The sequence below is a fragment of the Vibrio genomosp. F6 genome, assembly GCF_005146325.1.
Taxonomy (GTDB): Bacteria; Pseudomonadota; Gammaproteobacteria; order Enterobacterales; family Vibrionaceae; genus Vibrio; species Vibrio cortegadensis.
Genome location: NZ_SYUT01000041.1, coordinates 1 through 18,832, shown reverse-complemented (window position 1 = coordinate 18,832; position 18,832 = coordinate 1). Strand labels below are relative to the sequence as shown.

Sequence of the window (18,832 nt, the reverse complement as noted above, 5' to 3'; positions counted from 1 at the left end):
TTTTGATATAGAGTCATAGGCAGCCGTATTGATGTTAGTGGCGACTCTTTAATAAAAGATAAACAACGCTACCACTAACATCAAATAAGAAGAGGCTCGAAACAGAACGTCTAGATACCATCCCCACCCGTAAAGCTTTGTGATTTACCGTTAAACTGCTGGTCCATATCGAGCGAAGGCTTACTGCTCTTAGGTTTACCCACAATCTTAGCCGGAACACCCGCAACCGTTGTATGTGCAGGAACCGCTTGAAGTACAACCGAGCATGAGCCAATTTTCGCCCCTTCTCCCACTTCGATGTTACCTAGAATTTTAGCCCCAGCACCAATCATGACGCCTTCGCGAATTTTAGGATGACGATCACCGCACTCTTTACCCGTACCACCTAGCGTCACGTCTTGCAGGATAGACACATCATTTTCAACCACTGCAGTTTCGCCTATCACAATACCTGTAGCATGATCGAGCATGATCCCGCGGCCAATACGCGCAGCAGGGTGAATATCAACTTGGCATGCGACTGATATTTGGTTTTGTAAGTAGGTCGCAAGAGCAATTCGCCCCTGTTTCCACAACCAATTCGCAACGCGATAGCCTTGTAGCGCGTGATAACCCTTCAAGTACAACAGTGGCATTGAATACATTGCAACAGCAGGATCTCGCGTAACAGTCGCACAAATATCACAAGCTGCGGATTCCATGATCTTCGGGTCTTGCTCAAAAGCTTGTTCAACCACTTCACGAACCGCCATTGCAGGCATAGATGCGGTTTTTAGCTTATTCGCCAAAATATAGCTCAATGCAGAGGCAAGGCTATCGTGATTAATAATCGTTGCATGGTAGAAGCTTGCTAGCATCGGCTCTTGTTCCGACTGTTCACGCGCTTCGCGTACGATTGATTTCCATACTTTCTGTTTTTCGCAATGTTTCATGAATCGGTTCCAGTCGTCCGGGTTTTTAAGCTCTAGCTCACTCATTTCACCATAGGGAGCTTTTCGCTCCCTTTAGCTATTCTTTTCTGTTTTTATGCTTCTGATTTCTTATCTCGCGCTAACAGATCTTGAGCAGCAAGATGTGCATCTTTACCTTGATACAATACTTGATAAATTTGGTCAACAATTGGCATCTCAACACCCATGCGATTTGCCAACATCCACACCTCTTTGGTATTGCGATAACCTTCCACCACCTGACCAATTTCTTGTTGTGCGGTATCGACATCTTTACCCGAACCTAGCGCTAGCCCAAAGCGGCGGTTACGCGATTGGTTATCGGTACAAGTGAGCACCAAGTCGCCTAATCCAGCCATACCCATAAAGGTTTCAGGTTGGGCTCCTAATGCAGCGCCTAAACGACACATTTCAGCCAGACCACGCGTGATCAGCGCTGTACGAGCATTAGCACCAAAACCAATACCATCGGACATGCCAGCACCAATAGCGATTACGTTTTTCACGGCTCCGCCTAACTGCATTCCCGTAAAGTCGCTGTTCGCGTATACACGGAAGGTTTTACTACAGTGGATTTTCTCTTGGAGGTCAGCGACAAATTGTTCATCTGGAGAGGCCACTGAAATCGCCGTTGGCATTCCCATCGCCAACTCTTTCGCAAACGTTGGGCCAGACAGTACCGCTAATGAGTAGCCATCACCGACCGCATCATGCGCCACTTCTTTAAGCAAGCGACCCGTTTCAGGTTCAAGCCCTTTGGTCGCCCAACAGATACGAGTATCGCTGCGCAAGTGAGGCTTCAAGCTGTTAAGTACAATGCCAAAAACGTGGCTCGGCACGACAATCAAAAGATCTCGGCTGGCTTGTACCGCTTTTTCTAAATCCGATTCAACAATCAGTGTTTCAGGGAAATCAATTCCTGGTAAGAATTCATGGTTGGCACGATCCGCTTCAAGTTGCGCCATGTGGCTCTCTTCATGTCCCCAAATGACGACATTTGCCCCATTACGCGCCAAAGAGATCGCCAGCGATGTTCCATAAGAACCAGCACCAATCACGGTCATCGCAATCTCTTTACCATAAACGTCATGACCAGATGCTTTTGCGTTTTGCTGGTCTAGCGAATTTTGAGCATTCAGTTTTTGAGAATTCGATTTTTGAGAGTTAGAGTCTTGAGAATCTGTCATTGTTTCACCTGATTATTGGTCGCTACGTTCAGCGTTATTTATTGGCTAGTATAAATAAAAAATGCACATCGCTCTAATGATCTCAATAAATCATTGTTGCTCTGTGCATTTAAAAAGCTTTCAAGAGAAGATTATTGCAACATTACATCGCGGCTCTAACCTTCTCTGATGTCTGGTCTCAATTATGCTTCAGGTTGAGCTTCAGCTTGTTGAGCTTGGTTTTGTAGGTAGTTCATGAACAATGCATCGAAGTTAACTGGAGCAAGGTTCAATTGTGGGAACGTACCTTTAACCACTAGGCTAGAGATTGTTTCACGAGCATATGGGAATAGGATGTTCGGGCAGAAAGCGCCTAGGCAATGTGCAAGTTGTCCAGCTTCCATTTCACCAGCAGTGAAGATACCACCTTGTTGAACTTCACATAAGAATGCTGTTTCTTCTTCATTCTTAACCGTTACCGTTAAACGTAGAATGACTTCGTAAACGCCTTCACCTAGCTCACGGCTTTGAGTGTCAAGATCTAGCTTAACATCTGGGTTCCACTCTTTTTGGAACATGTTTGGTGAGTTAGGCGCTTCAAATGAAACGTCTTTTAGGAAGATACGTTGGATTGCAAATTGTTGTTGTGCTTCTTGAGGTGCTGCTTCAGCCATTTTCTTAATCCTTAAAATACTTACTCAAAATAGAGAATCTGTTGGTGTGTCTGCCTTTAAGCGAATAAAAAGAGACTACCCGAGCTCCATTACAATGACTAGATTAAGCCTCCATTACGTGGAAAGCATCACAACTCTTAGGGATAAGTGCCGAGATTTTGCCCAGTCATTGCATAAATAAAACCAATTAATAGAGCGAACTATTTTTTACCACGTATTAGTGGCATGTTTGCTTCGCTCCAACCTGCTAAACCATTTTGCAGCAAGTTAACATTTTCAAAACCTGCTTTTGCCATAAGGTTTGCACTTTCGACAGCCGTTTGGCCTGTCTTGCATACAACAATGATTGGGTCAGCTTTATGGTTTTCAAGGCTACCAAAGTTACCCGCTTTGATATCAGACGGTAAAATGTGAACTGCGTCCGTAATATGCCCTTTCTTGAACTCATCTTTAGTACGGATATCCACAACCACACCATTTTCACGGTTCATCAGTTGTGTGGTTTCCGCTGAGTTGATCTCTTTGTATGCTGCTGTCGTTGATTTCACAATATTCATGATCACTGCAACAACCAAACCAATCCACGCAATTGCTAGGATCATATTCTCTTGAAAAAATGCTACGTATTCTTGCATATCTGCACTCTACAATATCGGGCTAAAAAGTTAGACAGGGAGTATAGCGAGGTTATAAGCGCGAAGCGAGAGAGGAAAATATTTCTAAGCAATAATTGAGATCTGTTGTAAATGATTATTCGTATCGGCAGAACTCATCGAAAAGAACAGCATCGCCTTTACACCTTCTTGATATCTATCTTGCATCCATCCAGTTGAATTGTGGTACTAATCTCTGAGTTCAAAAGAAAAAATGACAATATATGAAAGCGAGTAACGATAAACTGCGAACATTATTTGATCTTAGCCTACAGTTTCCACTACAAACTGTAGTAAAATTACGCTAATTTATTTCTTAAAATTACTTTGAATTGAACGAGGTCAGTCCTATGTCAGCTAAGAAGCCAATGGCTCTAGTGATCCTTGACGGTTACGGTTACCGTGAAGACAACCAAGACAACGCAATCGCAAATGCAAAAACACCAGTACTTGACGGTCTAATGGCAAGCCAGCCTAACACTCTCATCTCAGCTTCTGGCTTAGATGTAGGTCTACCTGATGGTCAAATGGGTAACTCTGAAGTTGGTCACACTAACATCGGTGCTGGTCGCGTTGTTTATCAAGATCTTACTCGCATCACTAAATCTATCGCAGATGGCGAGTTCCAACAAAACGAAACGCTAGTTAACGCTATCGACAAAGCCGTTAAAGCAGACAAAGCGGTTCACATCATGGGTCTTATGTCTCCTGGTGGCGTTCACTCTCATGAAGATCACATCTATGCAGCAGTAGAAGCAGCAGCAGAGCGTGGCGCAGAGAAAATTTACCTACATGCTTTCCTTGATGGCCGTGATACTCCACCGCGCAGCGCAGAAAACTCACTGCAACGCTTCCAAGATCTATTCGCTAAATTAGGTAAAGGCCGTGTGGCTTCTCTAATTGGCCGTTACTACGCAATGGATCGTGATAACAACTGGGATCGCGTACAAAAATCTTACGAGCTACTTACTGAAGCAAAAGCAGAATTCACTTTTGCAACAGCCGTTGAAGGCCTTGAAGCGGCTTACGCTCGTGAAGAGAACGATGAGTTTGTGCAAGCGACTGAAATCAAAGTCGAAGGCGAAGAATCAGCTGCAATCGTTGATGGTGATGCGGTTATCTTCATGAACTACCGTGCTGACCGTGCACGTGAAATTACTCGTGCATTCGTTCCTGATTTCGATGGTTTCGCTCGTAACGTATTCCCAGCAATCGACTTTGTTATGCTGACTCAATACGCTGCAAACATCCCTCTACTTTGCGCGTTCCCACCTGCATCATTAGAAAACACTTACGGTGAGTGGTTGTCTAAAGAAGGCAAAACTCAGCTACGTATTTCTGAAACTGAAAAATACGCGCACGTAACTTTCTTCTTCAACGGCGGTAAAGAAGACGAATTTGAAGGCGAAGAGCGTCAACTTGTGGCTTCTCCAAAAGTGGCGACTTACGACCTACAACCTGAAATGAGCGCACCTGAGCTAACAGAAAAATTGGTTGCGGCAATTAAAGGCGGCAAATACGACGCTATCGTTTGTAACTTCCCTAACTGTGACATGGTTGGCCACACTGGCGTATACGATGCAGCGGTTAAAGCGATGGAAGCTCTTGATGAGTGCATCGGTAAAGTGGTTGCTGCAATCAAAGAAGTGGATGGTCAAATGCTGATCACGGCTGACCACGGTAACGCGGAAATGATGGTTAACCCAGAGACAGGTGGCGTTCACACTGCGCACACTAACTTGCCAGTACCGCTTATCTACGTAGGTAACAAAGATCTAGAATTTAAGGAAGGCGGTAAGCTTTCTGATCTAGCTCCAACGATGCTTGCACTATCTGGTTTAGAAATCCCTGCTGAAATGTCTGGTGACGTTCTAACTAAATAATCGTTCAAACTAAAATAATTAAAGAGACTTATTCTTTTAAGGCTTTTTAATCACAAAACAGAGCGTCCGTATTTCTACGGGCGCTTTTTTTTTCGCCATTTTTCCACCAGTGCGTCGTTCGGTGTTTACATCCTCAGCAAGTACGATGAGTGATAAAACACAGGCTGAGATTCGCTCTTAGTGAGTTCTGTGGGTATACTTGCGATATACATGGATAGGGGCATTTAACGAAAATGAAGACACGCGATAAAATTGTGTTCGCAGCACTAGATCTTTTTAATGAAAATGGTGAACGTAATATCACGACCAACCACATTGCGGCGCACATCGAGATCAGCCCTGGGAACCTTTACTACCACTTTAATAACAAACAAGAGATAGTGCGTGAAATTTTTGCTCTCTACTCCGCTGAGTTATTGGAGCGTTTTACCCCAATCGAAGGCCAAAAAGAGACGCTAGTGTTGCTGCGTAGCTACCTCGATTCAATTTTCACCTTAATGTGGAAATACCGCTTCTTCTACGCAAACCTGCCTGAAATTCTCTCTCGTGATGAAAAACTGCATGAAGAGTACATCGAAGTACAGGACAAGTTACAAGCGAACCTTGTTAATATCACAAGAGCATTTGTTGAAATCGAATTGCTTTCCGTCAGTGAAGAAGAGATCAAGCCATTGGTGACAACGCTGCATTTAATTGCCTCAAGTTGGCTTGGTTACCAATCTGCGATGTCGCCAAAAATTCAAATTACAGAATCCGTTGTACATCAAGGCATGCTACAAATGATTACCGTAATGAAGCCTAAAGCCACCGCGAAAGGGTTTGAGCAATTACAGCTATTAGAAGATGGCGTAAAAGTCATGAATGCTTAATTGACCCTTTAAATAATGAGTGGTTGTGAGTAACAATCACTTTTCTCACCGCTTCTGACCTGACGCCTTCTACCTTATAACACATCCGTATTTTCCACTTACGGCCTATCTTGCATAAGATAGAGGCTGATAAACTCAATCAGAAATGGACCTTCATGAACTACGATATCTTCAATGGTGATGCCGACGGTATTATTGCATTGCTACAGTTACGCCTCGCTAACCCTCAAACCGCAACCTTGATCACAGGTGTGAAGCGCGACATTAATTTACTCGCTCAGTTACCCACGACCAGTGGCGAAGATAGCGTGACGGTCTTAGATATTTCGATGGCAAAAAACAGCAAAGCACTGCATCAACTAATCGATTCAGGCGCTGATATTTTTTATGCTGATCATCACCAATCTGGGGAGATTCCTCAAGTAGACAACTTAGATGCACACATCGATCTGGCTCCGAACACATGCACTGGTTTGATTGTCGATAAACTGCTAAATGGAAAGTATCATGCATGGGCCATTACGGCAGCGTATGGGGATAACTTACTTTCTATTGCCGACGCATTAGCCGACACCTCGGGGTTTGATGCATTACAAAAATCACAATTGAAAGAGCTTGGCACTTTAATTAACTACAACGGTTATGGTGAGCAGTTAGAAGATCTACACTTTCATCCCGCCGATTTATATCAATCTCTGCTCCAGTATTCATCACCATTTGCAGTCATAGACGATCACCACTCCCCTTTCTATGTTTTACAACAAGCGTATCAAGACGATATAAAAACGATTTGTAGTTTAGCCCCCTTCTACCAGTCTTCTATTTTATCGGTATTTTCACTGCCAAACACGGCAACCTCTAGACGCATCAGTGGCGTATTTGGAAACCAACTCGCCAATGAAAGCCCGAACTCCGCTCATGCGGTACTAACAGAAAACAGTGATGGCAGTTTTAAAGTCTCATTACGAGCACCGTTAAATAATAAGCGGAAGGCTGGCGAGATTTGTAGTCAATTCCCAACGGGGGGAGGAAGAGAAGCGGCGGCAGGCATAAACGCTTTACCCGCGAAAGATATCACACGTTTTATTGAAGCGGTCACGGCTTGTTATCAATAGATACCGCGCAATAAATAGTGAAATGAACCGCTAATATCGAAGATCAATTAGCGGTTACAATGTAAAGGGTTCTATTTCACCAACCAACGCTTAGGGTTTTGTGCTTGGCTATTACGACGAATTTCAAAGTAAAGCGAAGATCGAGATTGTCCACCAGTATCCCCTGCAAGGGCGATCGTTTCTCCAGCTGCGACTTTATCTCCCTCTTTTTTTAGTAACGCTTTATTGTAACCATAGAGCGTCATATCACCTTTGCCATGATCCAGCAGCACCACCAGTCCGTACCCACGTAAATATTCCGCAAAAACGACAGTACCAGAATAGACCGACTTAACCGCCTGACCCGGTTTGGCACTTATCACCATCCCTTTCCAGTTAATTTGCCCTGTCTGCTTCGTCCCAAAGTTGTGTAGAACTCTGCCTTTCAATGGCCAAGGTAAGCGCCCTTTTTTCTTTGCCAGCCCGTCCATCGGGATTGAGTTTCGTTTGGCTGCTGCGGCAATTTCAGCTTTCAAGCGCGTCTCATTACGCTGCAACTCCGCTAAGTAGTTCTTATCTCCCGAAATACTTCTTTTGATACTTCCAACGGTACTTTTACGCTTGGACTGCGTTTTCGTGAGTTGATCGCGTTTTTTCGTTTGCTGCTTAAGCAGTGCCGCTATCTGATCTTTTTCTAAACTGAGCTGATGTTGACTTTTAATCAGTTGCTCACTGGTGTGATTTAGCGCGGTGATGGTTTCAGAACGAGCACGAGCAAGATGTTGGAAGTATTGGCTGATCCTATCCTCTTCCACTCCATTATTCAGAATGCTCGTCGATGCTTTTGCTCTTTCAGTGACATAATAAGCTTGAATTAACTGCTCCAATTTAGCGGTTTGTTGTTTCTTCTGAGTTTCTAGAGTTTGAATCTTCTTCTTCAAATTCTTGATGTTCGCATCAGACGTTGCCAGATGCTTGCGAGTCTGCTTAATCTCTTTCTCTAAATTAACAATACTCAGCTCTTGGTTCTTTAGCGATTTTTGCAGTTTATCTAATTGATTTTGCTGAGAGGTGAGTGTTTTTTTCTGACGAGATATTTCACTTTTCACACCGCTTAATTGATTCGAGTCGGCGGCAAATGCAAGCGAACTCAACGTCGTTGCAAGTACGAGAAGTAGTGGCAATAGTGCTGCATAAATACGGTTCATCAAAGATAGAGAAGGCATGCAGCCATTTGATTGAGAAAGCATCATCCGTTTGGTATATCCAAATACAACAAAAGAGTAGCCAACGAGTATACGTTAAGTTCTGAAAGACGAGAAATCACAAGGTAATGCTTTGAGATATTTAGCAAAACAAATAGAAAAAGAGAGAACAAAAGACCAAGCAGCAGGAACTCCAATCAACAGATACAAAAAAACCGCTGACTGTGCAGCGGCTTATATTGCATTAAATTGAACTAAACCTTAGAACAACTCTTCAGCAACTTTGAACAGGTCATTACGCACAGGACGCTTCATATTCTCAATAGCGTCGATGATATCGTGGTGAACCAATTCTTCTTTTTGGATACCAACACAACGACCACCTTCACCTTCCATAAGAAGATGTACCGCAAAGTTACCCATGCGAGAAGCAAGAACACGGTCAAATGCCGTTGGACGACCACCACGTTGAATGTGACCAAGAACCGTTGCACGAGTTTCACGACCTGTTGCCGCTTCAATCTCTTTTGCTAGTTCGTTTGCGTCCATCATCAATTCAGTAAGGGCAATAATAGCGTGCTTCTTACCTTTTTCGATTCCCGCAAGAATGCTTTTGATCAACGCTTCTTTGTCTAAACCATTTTCTGGTGTGATGATATATTCACAACCACCAGCAATCGCTGAAGTCAGAGTCAAATCACCACAGTGGCGACCCATGATTTCAACAATAGAGATACGTTGGTGAGATGAAGATGTATCACGTAGACGGTCAATCGCATCGATAACAGTGTTCAACGCCGTTAGGTAGCCGATAGTGTAATCCGTACCTGCGATATCATTATCGATAGTGCCAGGAAGACCGATACAAGGATAACCCATTTCAGTTAGTTTCTTCGCTCCCATGTAAGAGCCGTCACCACCAATAACCACAAGTGCTTCGATACCGTGTTTTTTAAGGTTTTCGATACCTTTTTCACGTACTTCTACATTTTTGAATTCAGGGAAACGAGCAGAACCTAAGAAAGTACCACCACGGTTAATTACATCAGAAACACTTGAACGGTCAAGTTTCTCAATGCGGTCTTCAACAAGACCTAAATAGCCATCATAAATACCGTAAACTTCAATGCCAACGGATAGTGCAGTACGAACTACGCCACGAACTGCAGCATTCATACCTGGTGCGTCGCCGCCACTTGTTAAAACACCGATCTTCTTAATCATGCTCACCCTCGATTATTGGGAATCTATTATTAATTTTAGTGTGAGCCGCATGTAATTTGCCACTCACTAAATCTGTTATTTTGTGCGCTATGTTACATTTACCAAACAGGAATACCACTCAAATCGCACTAAATTATGTAATTTATCTACTTATGTAAGAGTATTACAGTTTTACTCATTTACTTTGTTGATTCATATCAGAATCACTTTGTTTTCTTTATATTGCAGAAAAGATAGTCAATGGCTACAAATTTGTCTTCTTTTCTTATATAAAAATCATCACCAATCTTGAGTCTTCTGCTCTTTTTCACTGCCAAACACCACGGAATATGGGTCTTGATGAATTAATACATCAGCTTCTGGGAAAAGGTGTATTAGCTTTGCTTCAACGAGATCAGAAATGCGATGCGCTTCAATAAGCGCGATCTCATCTCCAAGCTCTAAATGCAGTTGAATAAAGCGAACAGGGCCAGACATACGTGTACGAACTTGGTGCACACCTAAAACCCCATCAATCGAAATAGAAGCCTGCTTTATCTGTTCGATCTCCTCTTCTGGTAATTGGCGATCCAGCAGAGATTGCACCGCTTCATTGGCCATTTGAAATGCACTATAGAGAATATAAAGCCCAATACCGACAGCAAATACTGAATCCGCCTGACCAATACCAAACCAACTTAACCCTAGCGCAATCATAATCGCCGCATTCATATAGAGGTCAGTTTGATAATGTAAAGAATCCGCAGCAATGGCTTGGCTACCGGTTTTCTGCACCACGTGTTTTTGAAAACGAACCAGTCCAAACGTCATGATAATGGCAAAGAAACTGACATAAATGCCGTACTCTGGAGAATTCAGTTCGTGCGGTCTAAAGAAACGTTCCACGCCGTTGAGGATCAAGAAACAAGCCGAACCAGAAATAAACATCGCTTGAGCCAGCGCCGCTAATGATTCGGCTTTACCATGACCAAAAGTATGCTCTTTATCTGCTGGCTGAAGGGAGTATCGAACCACAATTAAGTTGACGACCGAGGCCGCAATATCAAGCAGCGAATCGATCACTGAAGCCAATAAGCTTACCGAACCTGTCATCCACCACGCCACCATTTTTACAATCAATAATAGCGAAGCAATTGTCGTTGCAGCCCAAGCGGCCATAGTAACCAAACGTGCGTATTCTTGTTTCATAATGCCAATAATGAGTGTGAAGTGAACAAAGTATAACCTGCAAATCGATGCTTGAATATATATCCAAAAAAGCGAACGCTGAAAAAACTAAGTTGTGTAGCTGTAAAGTTGTATAGCAGTAGCGTTGTATGGCAATAACAGCATCACTGACAGAAAATCAGAGCGTTAGAGTGGCCCCATTAGCGAGCTCCAAACAGCAGACACAAAAAAAGCGACGCTAAGCCGCTTTTTTATCATGAATGTATGACGCTATTAATACGAAATACCGTATTAATTATTTTTCATGCGCTTTTCCATTTTAGCTGAACACTCTTGCATTCTCTCTTGCTGAAGCTCCTGCACTTTTGCTTTTTGCTCAGCCGTTAATACGCTGAACATCTCATGCTTTTTCTTCATCATTTGTACACGACGCTCAGATTGTTGCTCAACCATCTCTTTCGCAAGATCGTTAGCCGCCGCTTCATCAAAGTTATCCGCCAGCACAAGAGCTTGAACCTTCGCATGATGCGCTTGCATTTCAGCACGTTTCTCTGCGTACTTACCTTTCATTTCTTTACGCCCAGCTTCACGCATCTCTTTTAGTTGATCGCGCTGCTCATCCGTTAAATCCAATTGGCGCATCATGCCTTTATCGAATCCACCACATTTACCGTCAGGACCTTTATGGTGACCTTTACCACCACCGAATGCGAATGCACTTGCGGTACCAAGAGTAAGTGGAAGAACAACAGCGGCTAAAATTATTTTCTTTGCATTTTTCATAATAGATACCTTCATCAATGATTCGTTGGCGTGCTGTCTTCACAGCGGTTGAGTATAGAATAGAACCTTCGATGTAAAGTGGCGTATAGAGAGCGTAAAGAATCGTAAAGACTGTTAATCGGCTAAGGTTTAACAGTAATATAAATAGGTAATCACCTGGATAAAGGCAAAGCAATGGCACATATTCTTCTCATCGACGACGATACTGAACTCACCAGTCTACTAAAAGACATTTTGAGCTTTGAAGGTTTTACGGTCTCAGAAGCAAACGATGGTGAAGCAGGGCTTGACGCTATCACAGATGACATCGATTTAATTCTTCTTGATGTGATGATGCCAAAGCTTAATGGAATGGAGACTCTTAAGCGCCTGCGCACTCAGTGGGAAACTCCTGTACTCATGCTAACCGCTAAAGGGGAAGAGATCGACCGCGTGATAGGCTTAGAGCTTGGGGCGGATGATTACCTACCAAAACCATTTAGTGACCGCGAATTACTGGCGCGTATTAAAGCTATTTTACGCCGCACACAAACAGCACCAAATACCAAAAACAGTGATGGTATTGAATATCAAGATATCCACGTTTACCCAGGAAAACAGGAAGCTTACTGTAAAGGTGAATTGATCGATTTAACCACCACCGAATTCTCATTATTGGCTCACTTCATTCAAAACCCGGGAACGACGTTAACCAAAGAGGCCTTAAGCTTAGATGTGCTAGGCAAACGTCTGGCCGCTTTTGATCGCGCTATTGATATGCATGTCTCTAATTTGCGCAAGAAACTCCCAGAGCGAGCGGATGGAAAACCTCGAATCAAAACATTGCGTGGACGCGGCTACTTGTTGGTGGAGGAAGGGTAATGCGCGTACCTAAAATTACCAGCTTATACGGGCGCATCTTTGCCATTTTCTGGCTCACGATGTTACTCGTTCTTCTGGCCGTGTTAACCCTGCCCCATTTAGATCCTCGTGTGGCTCGCGATGTTCCTCCTGATCATTTAAGTCGCTTATTCTCCATCCAAAAGAATACCGAGGCTCGCTTTCAAAATAACGATAATCTCACCTCTATTATATACAGCTTAGAAAAGAGCGATCATCGTAGCGGTAAAGCACGCTTTTTCATCACCGATTTAGAAGGCAACATTCTCACGATCAGAAAGCATAAGGATTTTAAATTCAAAGCGGTGCAGAACTTTATCTCCAGTATTGATGACAATAGCCAACCGAAACAGAAACTGTATGGCCGATATATGCTGGCAGGCCCAATTCCTATTACTTTAGCGAATCAAGAACTGCAGATGTTTGTCGGGGTCAAGTGGGATCGGCCTCCACCGTTTCTATTGCGACTGTTTGATAAGCCCTTCCAATTGCTGTTTGCCGTCATGATCGTCAGTACCCCACTCTTATTATGGTTAGCATGGGCATTAAGCCAGCCTGCTCGTAAATTAGAAAAAGCCGCCCAGCGAGTCGCCAAAGGTGAATTTGTGGCTGATCCTGAATTAGAAAAAGGGACGTCAGAATTTAGGCAAGCGGGCGCAAGCTTCAACCAGATGGTACTGGCGGTGAATCAAATGATGTCTGGGCAACAACGACTTCTGTCTGATATCTCCCACGAATTGCGTTCCCCACTTACGCGTTTGAGAATGGCTAACGCATTGGCGACACGTAAACAGGGGGAAAGCTCGGAGCTAGAACGAATCGATACGGAAGCGCAGCGACTTGAGCAGATGATCGGTGAGCTATTAGCACTATCTCGAATGCAAGTCGACAGCCACCTTGCTAGGGAGATCCAGCCACTTTCAAGCTTATGGGAAGCGATCCTTGTCGATGCTCAATTTGAAGCTGAACAGATGGATAAAACGTTAACTTACAGCGCCATTCCTGAAAGACACATCTCAGGTAGCCCTAAGCTATTGATGAGTGCAGTAGAGAACATTATCCGTAATGCCATTTGCTATGGGAAAACCACGGTTAATGTGGCGATGAGTGTCGATAAAGAGTGTTTGACCATATGTGTTGAAGATGATGGAAACGGTGTGCCCGAAGGTGAACTCAAAGAGATTTTCCGACCGTTCTACCGCGTGTCAACCGCCAGAGATCGTCATTCAGGAGGAACCGGATTAGGTTTAGCAATTACTGAGAACGCGATCAGGCAACATAGTGGGACGATTCAAGCGAGCAAAAGCGCTCTCGGTGGATTAAAAGTCCAAATTGAACTTCCACTGCAAGAATAAATCGGCTGTATTTCCGACTATAGCCGTCTTATACTCCTTGCCTATCTTATTTATATCGTGGACTCATATGTTTGATATCGCTCTTTACGAACCTGAAATCGCGCCAAATACTGGCAATATAATTCGTCTTTGTGCCAACTGCGGAGCAAACTTGCATTTAATCGAGCCGCTAGGATTTGATTTAGAAGAGAAGAAAGTTCGCCGTGCAGGGTTGGATTATCATGATCTCGCACGAGTGAAGCGTCATAAAAACTTAGAAGCCTTTCTAGAGTATTTACAGAATGAGCGTGAAGGTGATTTCCGAATCTTTGCCTGTACAACGAAGACAACGGGTCATCACGTGGATGCCTCTTTCCAAGCGGGAGATGTATTGATGTTTGGGCCAGAGACTCGCGGCCTTCCTGCTGAATATATTGAAAGCTTACCAATGGAACAGCGAATTCGTATTCCAATGATGCCAGATAGCCGCAGTTTAAACCTGTCTAACGCCGTGGCTATTATTGCGTTTGAAGCTTGGCGACAAATGGGCTTTAACGGCGCGGTTTAATCGAACCTAATTCATTCTCATGCAGATCGCGTCAAAGACGTCATCCATTTTTCGTGAATGATCAGACAAATCGCTGAGAGCAAAAAGCAAAAAGCAAAAAAGGATTGAGCATCACGCATCAATCCTTTTTTATTATCGGTAATCTTAGTAGAGATGACTATTTCAAGCGTTTGCCTTCATCGTCTTCTCTTTTTTCAAACTCACCTTCGAAGGTATTACCATCATCTCTTTGCTGTGAATTAAACGGGTCGCGATGAAAAGGGTCTTGCTCAAATGGGTTATGCCCACTTTGATTTGCATTTCCTCCCATCGGGCCTGAGCCAAATGAACCGGCGTTAAATCCACCCGACATGTTATTCACCACCATTTTGCTCATTAGCTGTTTTGCAATCATAGCTCGTGGCGCAGGCAGTAATACCAACATACCAAATGCATCCGTCATAAAGCCTGGCGTTAAGAGCAACACACCAGCTACGGCAAGCATGACACCTTCAAGAATCTGTTGAGCTGGCATTTCACCTTGCTGCAAACGGCCTTGCACCGACATCAGGGTTTGAATACCTTGGCTACGAACCAGAGAAGCGCCCGCAAATGCAGTGATCAAAACCAAGGCGATAGTTGGCCATAAACCAAGGAAGCCACCCACTTGGATAAATAAGCCAATTTCAATGATTGGCACAAATATAAATAGTAAAAGTAAAATCGGAAACACAAGTCCTCCTTTGGTTTTCTTCAGTGTATGCCGAAACCCCTTACAAGCTCAAATTTATCCTGTAAAAAAGCTTATCAAAACGAAGTCAACGAACTTTGCAAAAGAATGACAAAACAAAAGCAGAAAAGGTGATCTAGTTACTATTTTTATGCGCACAGTACAGTATTATGTGCCACATAAGTCAGGACGGATTTTACAGCCAAAAACTCTAGCGAATGGATTCTTTACGCACAGAATTGGCTAATAAACTACTATATTGTCAGAATAAATCTCTAAGGATCCTGTTATGGCTACCCTATCTGAAAAAAATTGCACTGCAAATCAAGCAACTCGTCTAGAAGAAGACCTTCTTGGTCAACGTCATGTTCCTGCTGATGCTTACTACGGCATCCATACTCTACGTGCAGTGGAAAACTTCAATATCTCTAATGTGACTATTTCAGATGTACCTGAATTTGTTCGTGGCATGGTCATGACAAAGAAAGCCGCTACATTAGCAAACAAAGAGTTAGGTGTTATCCCAAGTGACGTAGCAAAATTCATCATCCAAGCTTGTGACCTGATTCTTGAAACAGGCAAATGTATGGATCAATTCCCATCGGATGTTTTCCAAGGTGGTGCTGGTACTTCTGTAAACATGAATACCAACGAAGTTATCGCTAACGTTGCTCTAGAGCTTATGGGTAAAGAAAAAGGCGAATACGATTTCGTTAACCCTAACGATCATGTGAACAAGAGCCAATCGACTAACTGTGCTTACCCAACGGGCTTCCGTATTGCGGTATACAACAGCGTAACTAAGCTAACTGAAGCGATTGGCTACCTAAAAGGTGCTTTCGAACTTAAGAGCCAAGAATTTGATACCATTCTAAAAATGGGTCGTACACAGCTGCAAGACGCCGTTCCAATGACAGTTGGCCAAGAGTTCCATGCTTGGGCTGTAACGTTAAATGAAGAAATTAAAAACCTAGATTACACATCTAAACTGATTCTAGAAGTGAACTTAGGTGCGACAGCGATTGGTACTGGTCTTAACGCCGCTCCTGGTTACCAAGAGTTAGCAGTAAAACACTTAGCAGCAGTGACTGGTCTTGAGTGCGTACCAGCAGAAGACTTGATCGAAGCAACATCTGACTGTGGTGCTTACGTGATGATCCACGGTGCACTAAAACGCCTAGCCGTTAAACTGTCTAAAATCTGTAACGACTTACGTCTTCTTTCTTCTGGCCCTCGCGCTGGTCTGAATGAGCTGAACCTTCCTGAACTTCAAGCGGGCTCTTCTATCATGCCTGCAAAAGTTAATCCTGTAGTACCTGAAGTAGTAAACCAAGTTTGCTTTAAAGTTCTAGGTAATGACAACACGGTTTCTTTTGCTGCTGAAGGCGGTCAACTTCAATTGAACGTAATGGAGCCAGTTATCGCGCAAAGCATGTTTGAATCTTTAGACATTCTAACTAACGCTTGTGTGAACCTACGTGACAAGTGTGTAGACGGCATTACGGTAAACAAAGAAATTTGTGAAGCGCACGTGTTCAACTCTATCGGTATCGTGACTTACCTAAACCCATACATTGGCCACCATGAAGGTGACATTGTTGGTAAGATTTGTGCTGAAACCGGTAAGAGCGTTCGTGATGTTGTTCTAGAGCGTGGCTTACTGACTGAAGAAGAGTTAGATGACATCTTCTCTGTCGAGAACCTTATGCGTCCGCAGTACAAAGGCAAACGCTACGAATAATAGATTAAAGAATAAAGGCTCTGGAGACAGAGCCTTTTTTTGTTTCTGACCAAATTATCAATAACTATATATTTAGGAGTCACTCATGTTTTTACTTGAGCTAATCGTCGTATTGGGATGTATCCTGATCGGTGCTCGTATCGGGGGGATCGGCCTCGGCGTTATGGGCGGTGTCGGTCTTGCGGTATTAAGTTTTATTTTCGGCATCCAACCAACAAGCCCACCAATTAACGTAATGTTAATGATCATGGCGGTGGTTGCAGCGGCAGCAGCAATGCAAGCGTCTGGTGGTTTGGATTACATGATCAAGATTGCATCTGGCATTCTGCGTAAAAACCCTCGTCACATCACTTTCATCGCACCTTTAGTGACTTACTTTTTCACAATGATGGCAGGTACTGGCCACGTTGCTTACTCTGTTCTACCTGTTATTGCAGAAGTGAGCCGTCGTAGTGGTATTCGCCCTGCACGCCCACTGGGTATGGCTGTTATCGCATCACAATTTGCGATTGTTGCAAGCCCAATTGCAGCCGCTGTTGTCGCTTTGGTTGCCTTCCTAGAACCACAAGGCATCACGCTAGGTAACGTGCTTTCTGTGACGATCCCAAGTACTTTCCTTGGCCTTGCTTGTGCTTGTGTCATTGTTAACAAGCTTGGTAAAGAGTTAAAAGACGATCCTGAATTCCAACGCCGCATGCAAGATCCTGAGTTCCGTAAAGAGATGGAACAAGAGGAAGCGGTTGAAGATATCATCATCACACCACAAGCGAAAAAATCAGTAGGCATGTTCCTATTTGGTGCGCTAACGGTAGTTATCATGGGTGCTTTCCCATCACTTCGCCCTCAATTTGATGGCTCTCCTATGGGTATGGCGCACACCATTGAAATCGTAATGCTAACGGTTGCTGCTCTTATCATCTTGATCTGTAAACCAGACGGCAATGCGATTAGCCAAGGCTCCGTGTTCCATGCTGGTATGCGTGCGATTGTGGCTATCTTCGGTATTGCTTGGTTAGGCGATACTTTCATTGGCGGCCATGCTGCAATGGTAAAAGAAGCAGTATCTGGTTTAGTTGAAGTGGCACCATGGACATTTGCATTCGCACTATTTGCTTTATCGGTAATGGTAAACAGCCAAGGTGCAACAACTGCGGTTCTTGTCCCTGTCGCGATAGCTCTAGGTCTTCCACCAACAATCATCATTGCAACCTTCGTTGCGGTTAACGGTTACTTCTTTATTCCAAACTACGGTCCTATCATCGCATCGATTGACTTTGACCGAACTGGTACCACGAATATTGGTAAGTACATCTTCAACCACAGCTTTATGATCCCAGGCTTACTCAGCATGGTATTTAGCATCATATTTGGTCTGATCCTATCGAACATCATGATCTAATCGACTAGATTTTGTATTGAATAATGAGGAGCGAATATCGCTCCTCTTTTTATTTCTTCTACGTAGTTCCACGCTTTTCTTCAACGAATCATACGCTTAATTACCACCCACTTTTATTCAGCCATAATTTGCGTAACTTAGTGTAAATTCTTATATTTTTAGTTACTCAAAGCACAAAACAAATCTAGATCACGCTTCAGATTTGACATGCATCAAACATTGTCGAAATAACACCAAAAACATAGCCGAATTTTCTTTTGCATAAAATTCCAGACATTTATGCACACCAGCCCCTAGAGACCCGAAAATAAAAGAACACGCCTCAACCAGCAGCATAGATAACCACTTTAAGCACACTAATACCCTGATAATTCCAAGAACAGCTATTGAGTATAAAGTTAGCACAATAAAAGTGTGAACAACGCCTAGGATAGATTTCACAATGGGATTTAAAATAGCCGCCAGATAAATGAAACTTTAAATTTAATATCGGATTTAATTTAATAATCACAAATATAAATTATTGGTTTAATG

The 18,832-nt window shown here is 43.3% G+C and carries 17 protein-coding genes; 8 read left to right on the top strand and 9 right to left on the bottom strand.

All coding sequences use genetic code 11. The features are described 5' to 3' along the window. Positions 1–110: 110 nt before the first annotated feature. From cysE to FCV43_RS15365, 4 genes are all read right to left on the bottom strand, one after another. Entirely contained in the window at positions 111–932 is an 822-nt protein-coding gene (cysE, locus tag FCV43_RS15380; protein ID WP_017053376.1) for a serine O-acetyltransferase, read from the bottom strand. A gap of 92 nt (positions 933–1,024) precedes the next feature. Then, positions 1,025–2,014 (bottom strand): NAD(P)H-dependent glycerol-3-phosphate dehydrogenase, encoded by a 990-nt coding sequence (gene gpsA, locus FCV43_RS15375; protein ID WP_084654928.1) that lies wholly within the window; start codon positions 2,012–2,014, stop codon positions 1,025–1,027. 305 nt (positions 2,015–2,319) lie between these two features. Further along, positions 2,320–2,790 (bottom strand): protein-export chaperone SecB, encoded by a 471-nt coding sequence (gene secB / locus FCV43_RS15370; protein WP_017053374.1) that lies wholly within the window; start codon positions 2,788–2,790, stop codon positions 2,320–2,322. A 200-nt stretch (positions 2,791–2,990) separates the two neighbouring features. Beyond that, positions 2,991–3,425: a rhodanese-like domain-containing protein gene (locus FCV43_RS15365; RefSeq protein WP_136995684.1), complete on the bottom strand. Its 435-nt coding sequence runs from the start codon at positions 3,423–3,425 to the stop codon at positions 2,991–2,993. 368 nt (positions 3,426–3,793) lie between these two features. Here FCV43_RS15365 and gpmM point away from each other — a divergent pair, with 368 nt between their 5' ends. The 3 genes from gpmM (at position 3,794) to FCV43_RS15350 (ending at position 7,310) form a co-directional block, all read left to right on the top strand. Continuing rightward, complete coding sequence (gpmM, locus tag FCV43_RS15360; protein WP_136995683.1) at positions 3,794–5,326, top strand: 2,3-bisphosphoglycerate-independent phosphoglycerate mutase; 1,533 nt, start codon at positions 3,794–3,796, stop codon at positions 5,324–5,326. A 233-nt stretch (positions 5,327–5,559) separates the two neighbouring features. Continuing rightward, the gene (locus FCV43_RS15355) at positions 5,560–6,195 is read left to right on the top strand and encodes a TetR/AcrR family transcriptional regulator (RefSeq protein ID WP_136995682.1); all 636 of its coding nucleotides are present in this window, start codon (positions 5,560–5,562) and stop codon (positions 6,193–6,195) included. Positions 6,196–6,350: 155 nt separating this feature from the next. Further along, positions 6,351–7,310: a DHH family phosphoesterase gene (locus tag FCV43_RS15350; protein WP_136995681.1), complete on the top strand. Its 960-nt coding sequence runs from the start codon at positions 6,351–6,353 to the stop codon at positions 7,308–7,310. A gap of 71 nt (positions 7,311–7,381) precedes the next feature. On the opposite strand, the gene FCV43_RS15345 is transcribed toward FCV43_RS15350, so the two are convergent. From FCV43_RS15345 to FCV43_RS15330, 4 genes are all read right to left on the bottom strand, one after another. Further along, positions 7,382–8,515 (bottom strand): murein hydrolase activator EnvC family protein, encoded by a 1,134-nt coding sequence (locus FCV43_RS15345; protein ID WP_431188297.1) that lies wholly within the window; start codon positions 8,513–8,515, stop codon positions 7,382–7,384. A 240-nt stretch (positions 8,516–8,755) separates the two neighbouring features. Continuing rightward, the gene (pfkA, locus tag FCV43_RS15340; protein WP_017053368.1) at positions 8,756–9,718 is read right to left on the bottom strand and encodes a 6-phosphofructokinase; all 963 of its coding nucleotides are present in this window, start codon (positions 9,716–9,718) and stop codon (positions 8,756–8,758) included. A gap of 279 nt (positions 9,719–9,997) precedes the next feature. Then, positions 9,998–10,906 carry a CDF family cation-efflux transporter FieF gene (gene fieF, locus FCV43_RS15335; RefSeq protein WP_136995679.1) on the bottom strand — a complete coding sequence of 303 codons (909 nt, stop codon included), beginning with the start codon at positions 10,904–10,906 and terminating at the stop codon, positions 9,998–10,000. A gap of 270 nt (positions 10,907–11,176) precedes the next feature. After that, on the bottom strand, positions 11,177–11,668 hold the full coding sequence (locus FCV43_RS15330) for a CpxP family protein (RefSeq protein WP_017053366.1): 492 nt from the start codon (positions 11,666–11,668) through the stop codon (positions 11,177–11,179). A gap of 174 nt (positions 11,669–11,842) precedes the next feature. Between FCV43_RS15330 and FCV43_RS15325 the strand changes: the two genes are divergently transcribed. The 3 genes from FCV43_RS15325 (at position 11,843) to trmL (ending at position 14,449) form a co-directional block, all read left to right on the top strand. Further along, positions 11,843–12,529 (top strand): response regulator, encoded by a 687-nt coding sequence (locus FCV43_RS15325; protein ID WP_113795425.1) that lies wholly within the window; start codon positions 11,843–11,845, stop codon positions 12,527–12,529. After that, the gene (gene cpxA / locus FCV43_RS15320; RefSeq protein WP_136995678.1) at positions 12,529–13,902 is read left to right on the top strand and encodes an envelope stress sensor histidine kinase CpxA; all 1,374 of its coding nucleotides are present in this window, start codon (positions 12,529–12,531) and stop codon (positions 13,900–13,902) included. Before FCV43_RS15325 ends, cpxA begins: the two co-directional genes overlap by 1 nt. Positions 13,903–13,969: 67 nt before the next feature. Continuing rightward, the gene (gene trmL, locus FCV43_RS15315) at positions 13,970–14,449 is read left to right on the top strand and encodes a tRNA (uridine(34)/cytosine(34)/5-carboxymethylaminomethyluridine(34)-2'-O)-methyltransferase TrmL (protein WP_017053363.1); all 480 of its coding nucleotides are present in this window, start codon (positions 13,970–13,972) and stop codon (positions 14,447–14,449) included. Positions 14,450–14,606: 157 nt separating this feature from the next. On the opposite strand, the gene FCV43_RS15310 is transcribed toward trmL, so the two are convergent. Beyond that, positions 14,607–15,161 carry an FxsA family protein gene (locus FCV43_RS15310; protein WP_017053362.1) on the bottom strand — a complete coding sequence of 185 codons (555 nt, stop codon included), beginning with the start codon at positions 15,159–15,161 and terminating at the stop codon, positions 14,607–14,609. A gap of 286 nt (positions 15,162–15,447) precedes the next feature. On the opposite strand from FCV43_RS15310, the gene aspA reads away from it, so the two are divergent. Both aspA and FCV43_RS15300 read left to right on the top strand, forming a co-directional pair. After that, positions 15,448–16,899, top strand: coding sequence for an aspartate ammonia-lyase (gene aspA / locus FCV43_RS15305; RefSeq protein ID WP_017053361.1), 1,452 nt, complete (start codon positions 15,448–15,450; stop codon positions 16,897–16,899). An 85-nt stretch (positions 16,900–16,984) separates the two neighbouring features. Continuing rightward, a complete protein-coding gene (locus FCV43_RS15300; RefSeq protein WP_017053360.1) occupies positions 16,985–18,298 on the top strand; it encodes an anaerobic C4-dicarboxylate transporter family protein in 1,314 nt (437 codons plus the stop codon). Positions 18,299–18,832 lie beyond the last annotated feature (534 nt).

Excerpts from the sequence above, each read along its gene's own strand:
- cysE (WP_017053376.1), bottom strand. The coding sequence starts at position 932 with ATGAAACATTGCGAAAAACAGAAAGTATGGAAATCAATCGTACGCGAA.
- gpsA (WP_084654928.1), bottom strand. The coding sequence starts at position 2,014 with ATGACCGTGATTGGTGCTGGTTCTTATGGAACATCGCTGGCGATCTCT.
- secB (WP_017053374.1), bottom strand. The coding sequence starts at position 2,790 with ATGGCTGAAGCAGCACCTCAAGAAGCACAACAACAATTTGCAATCCAA.
- FCV43_RS15365 (WP_136995684.1), bottom strand. The coding sequence starts at position 3,425 with ATGCAAGAATACGTAGCATTTTTTCAAGAGAATATGATCCTAGCAATT.
- gpmM (WP_136995683.1), top strand. The coding sequence starts at position 3,794 with ATGTCAGCTAAGAAGCCAATGGCTCTAGTGATCCTTGACGGTTACGGT.
- FCV43_RS15355 (WP_136995682.1), top strand. The coding sequence starts at position 5,560 with ATGAAGACACGCGATAAAATTGTGTTCGCAGCACTAGATCTTTTTAAT.
- FCV43_RS15350 (WP_136995681.1), top strand. The coding sequence starts at position 6,351 with ATGAACTACGATATCTTCAATGGTGATGCCGACGGTATTATTGCATTG.
- FCV43_RS15345 (WP_431188297.1), bottom strand. The coding sequence starts at position 8,515 with ATGCCTTCTCTATCTTTGATGAACCGTATTTATGCAGCACTATTGCCA.
- pfkA (WP_017053368.1), bottom strand. The coding sequence starts at position 9,718 with ATGATTAAGAAGATCGGTGTTTTAACAAGTGGCGGCGACGCACCAGGT.
- fieF (WP_136995679.1), bottom strand. The coding sequence starts at position 10,906 with ATGAAACAAGAATACGCACGTTTGGTTACTATGGCCGCTTGGGCTGCA.
- FCV43_RS15330 (WP_017053366.1), bottom strand. The coding sequence starts at position 11,668 with ATGAAAAATGCAAAGAAAATAATTTTAGCCGCTGTTGTTCTTCCACTT.
- FCV43_RS15325 (WP_113795425.1), top strand. The coding sequence starts at position 11,843 with ATGGCACATATTCTTCTCATCGACGACGATACTGAACTCACCAGTCTA.
- cpxA (WP_136995678.1), top strand. The coding sequence starts at position 12,529 with ATGCGCGTACCTAAAATTACCAGCTTATACGGGCGCATCTTTGCCATT.
- trmL (WP_017053363.1), top strand. The coding sequence starts at position 13,970 with ATGTTTGATATCGCTCTTTACGAACCTGAAATCGCGCCAAATACTGGC.
- aspA (WP_017053361.1), top strand. The coding sequence starts at position 15,448 with ATGGCTACCCTATCTGAAAAAAATTGCACTGCAAATCAAGCAACTCGT.
- FCV43_RS15300 (WP_017053360.1), top strand. The coding sequence starts at position 16,985 with ATGTTTTTACTTGAGCTAATCGTCGTATTGGGATGTATCCTGATCGGT.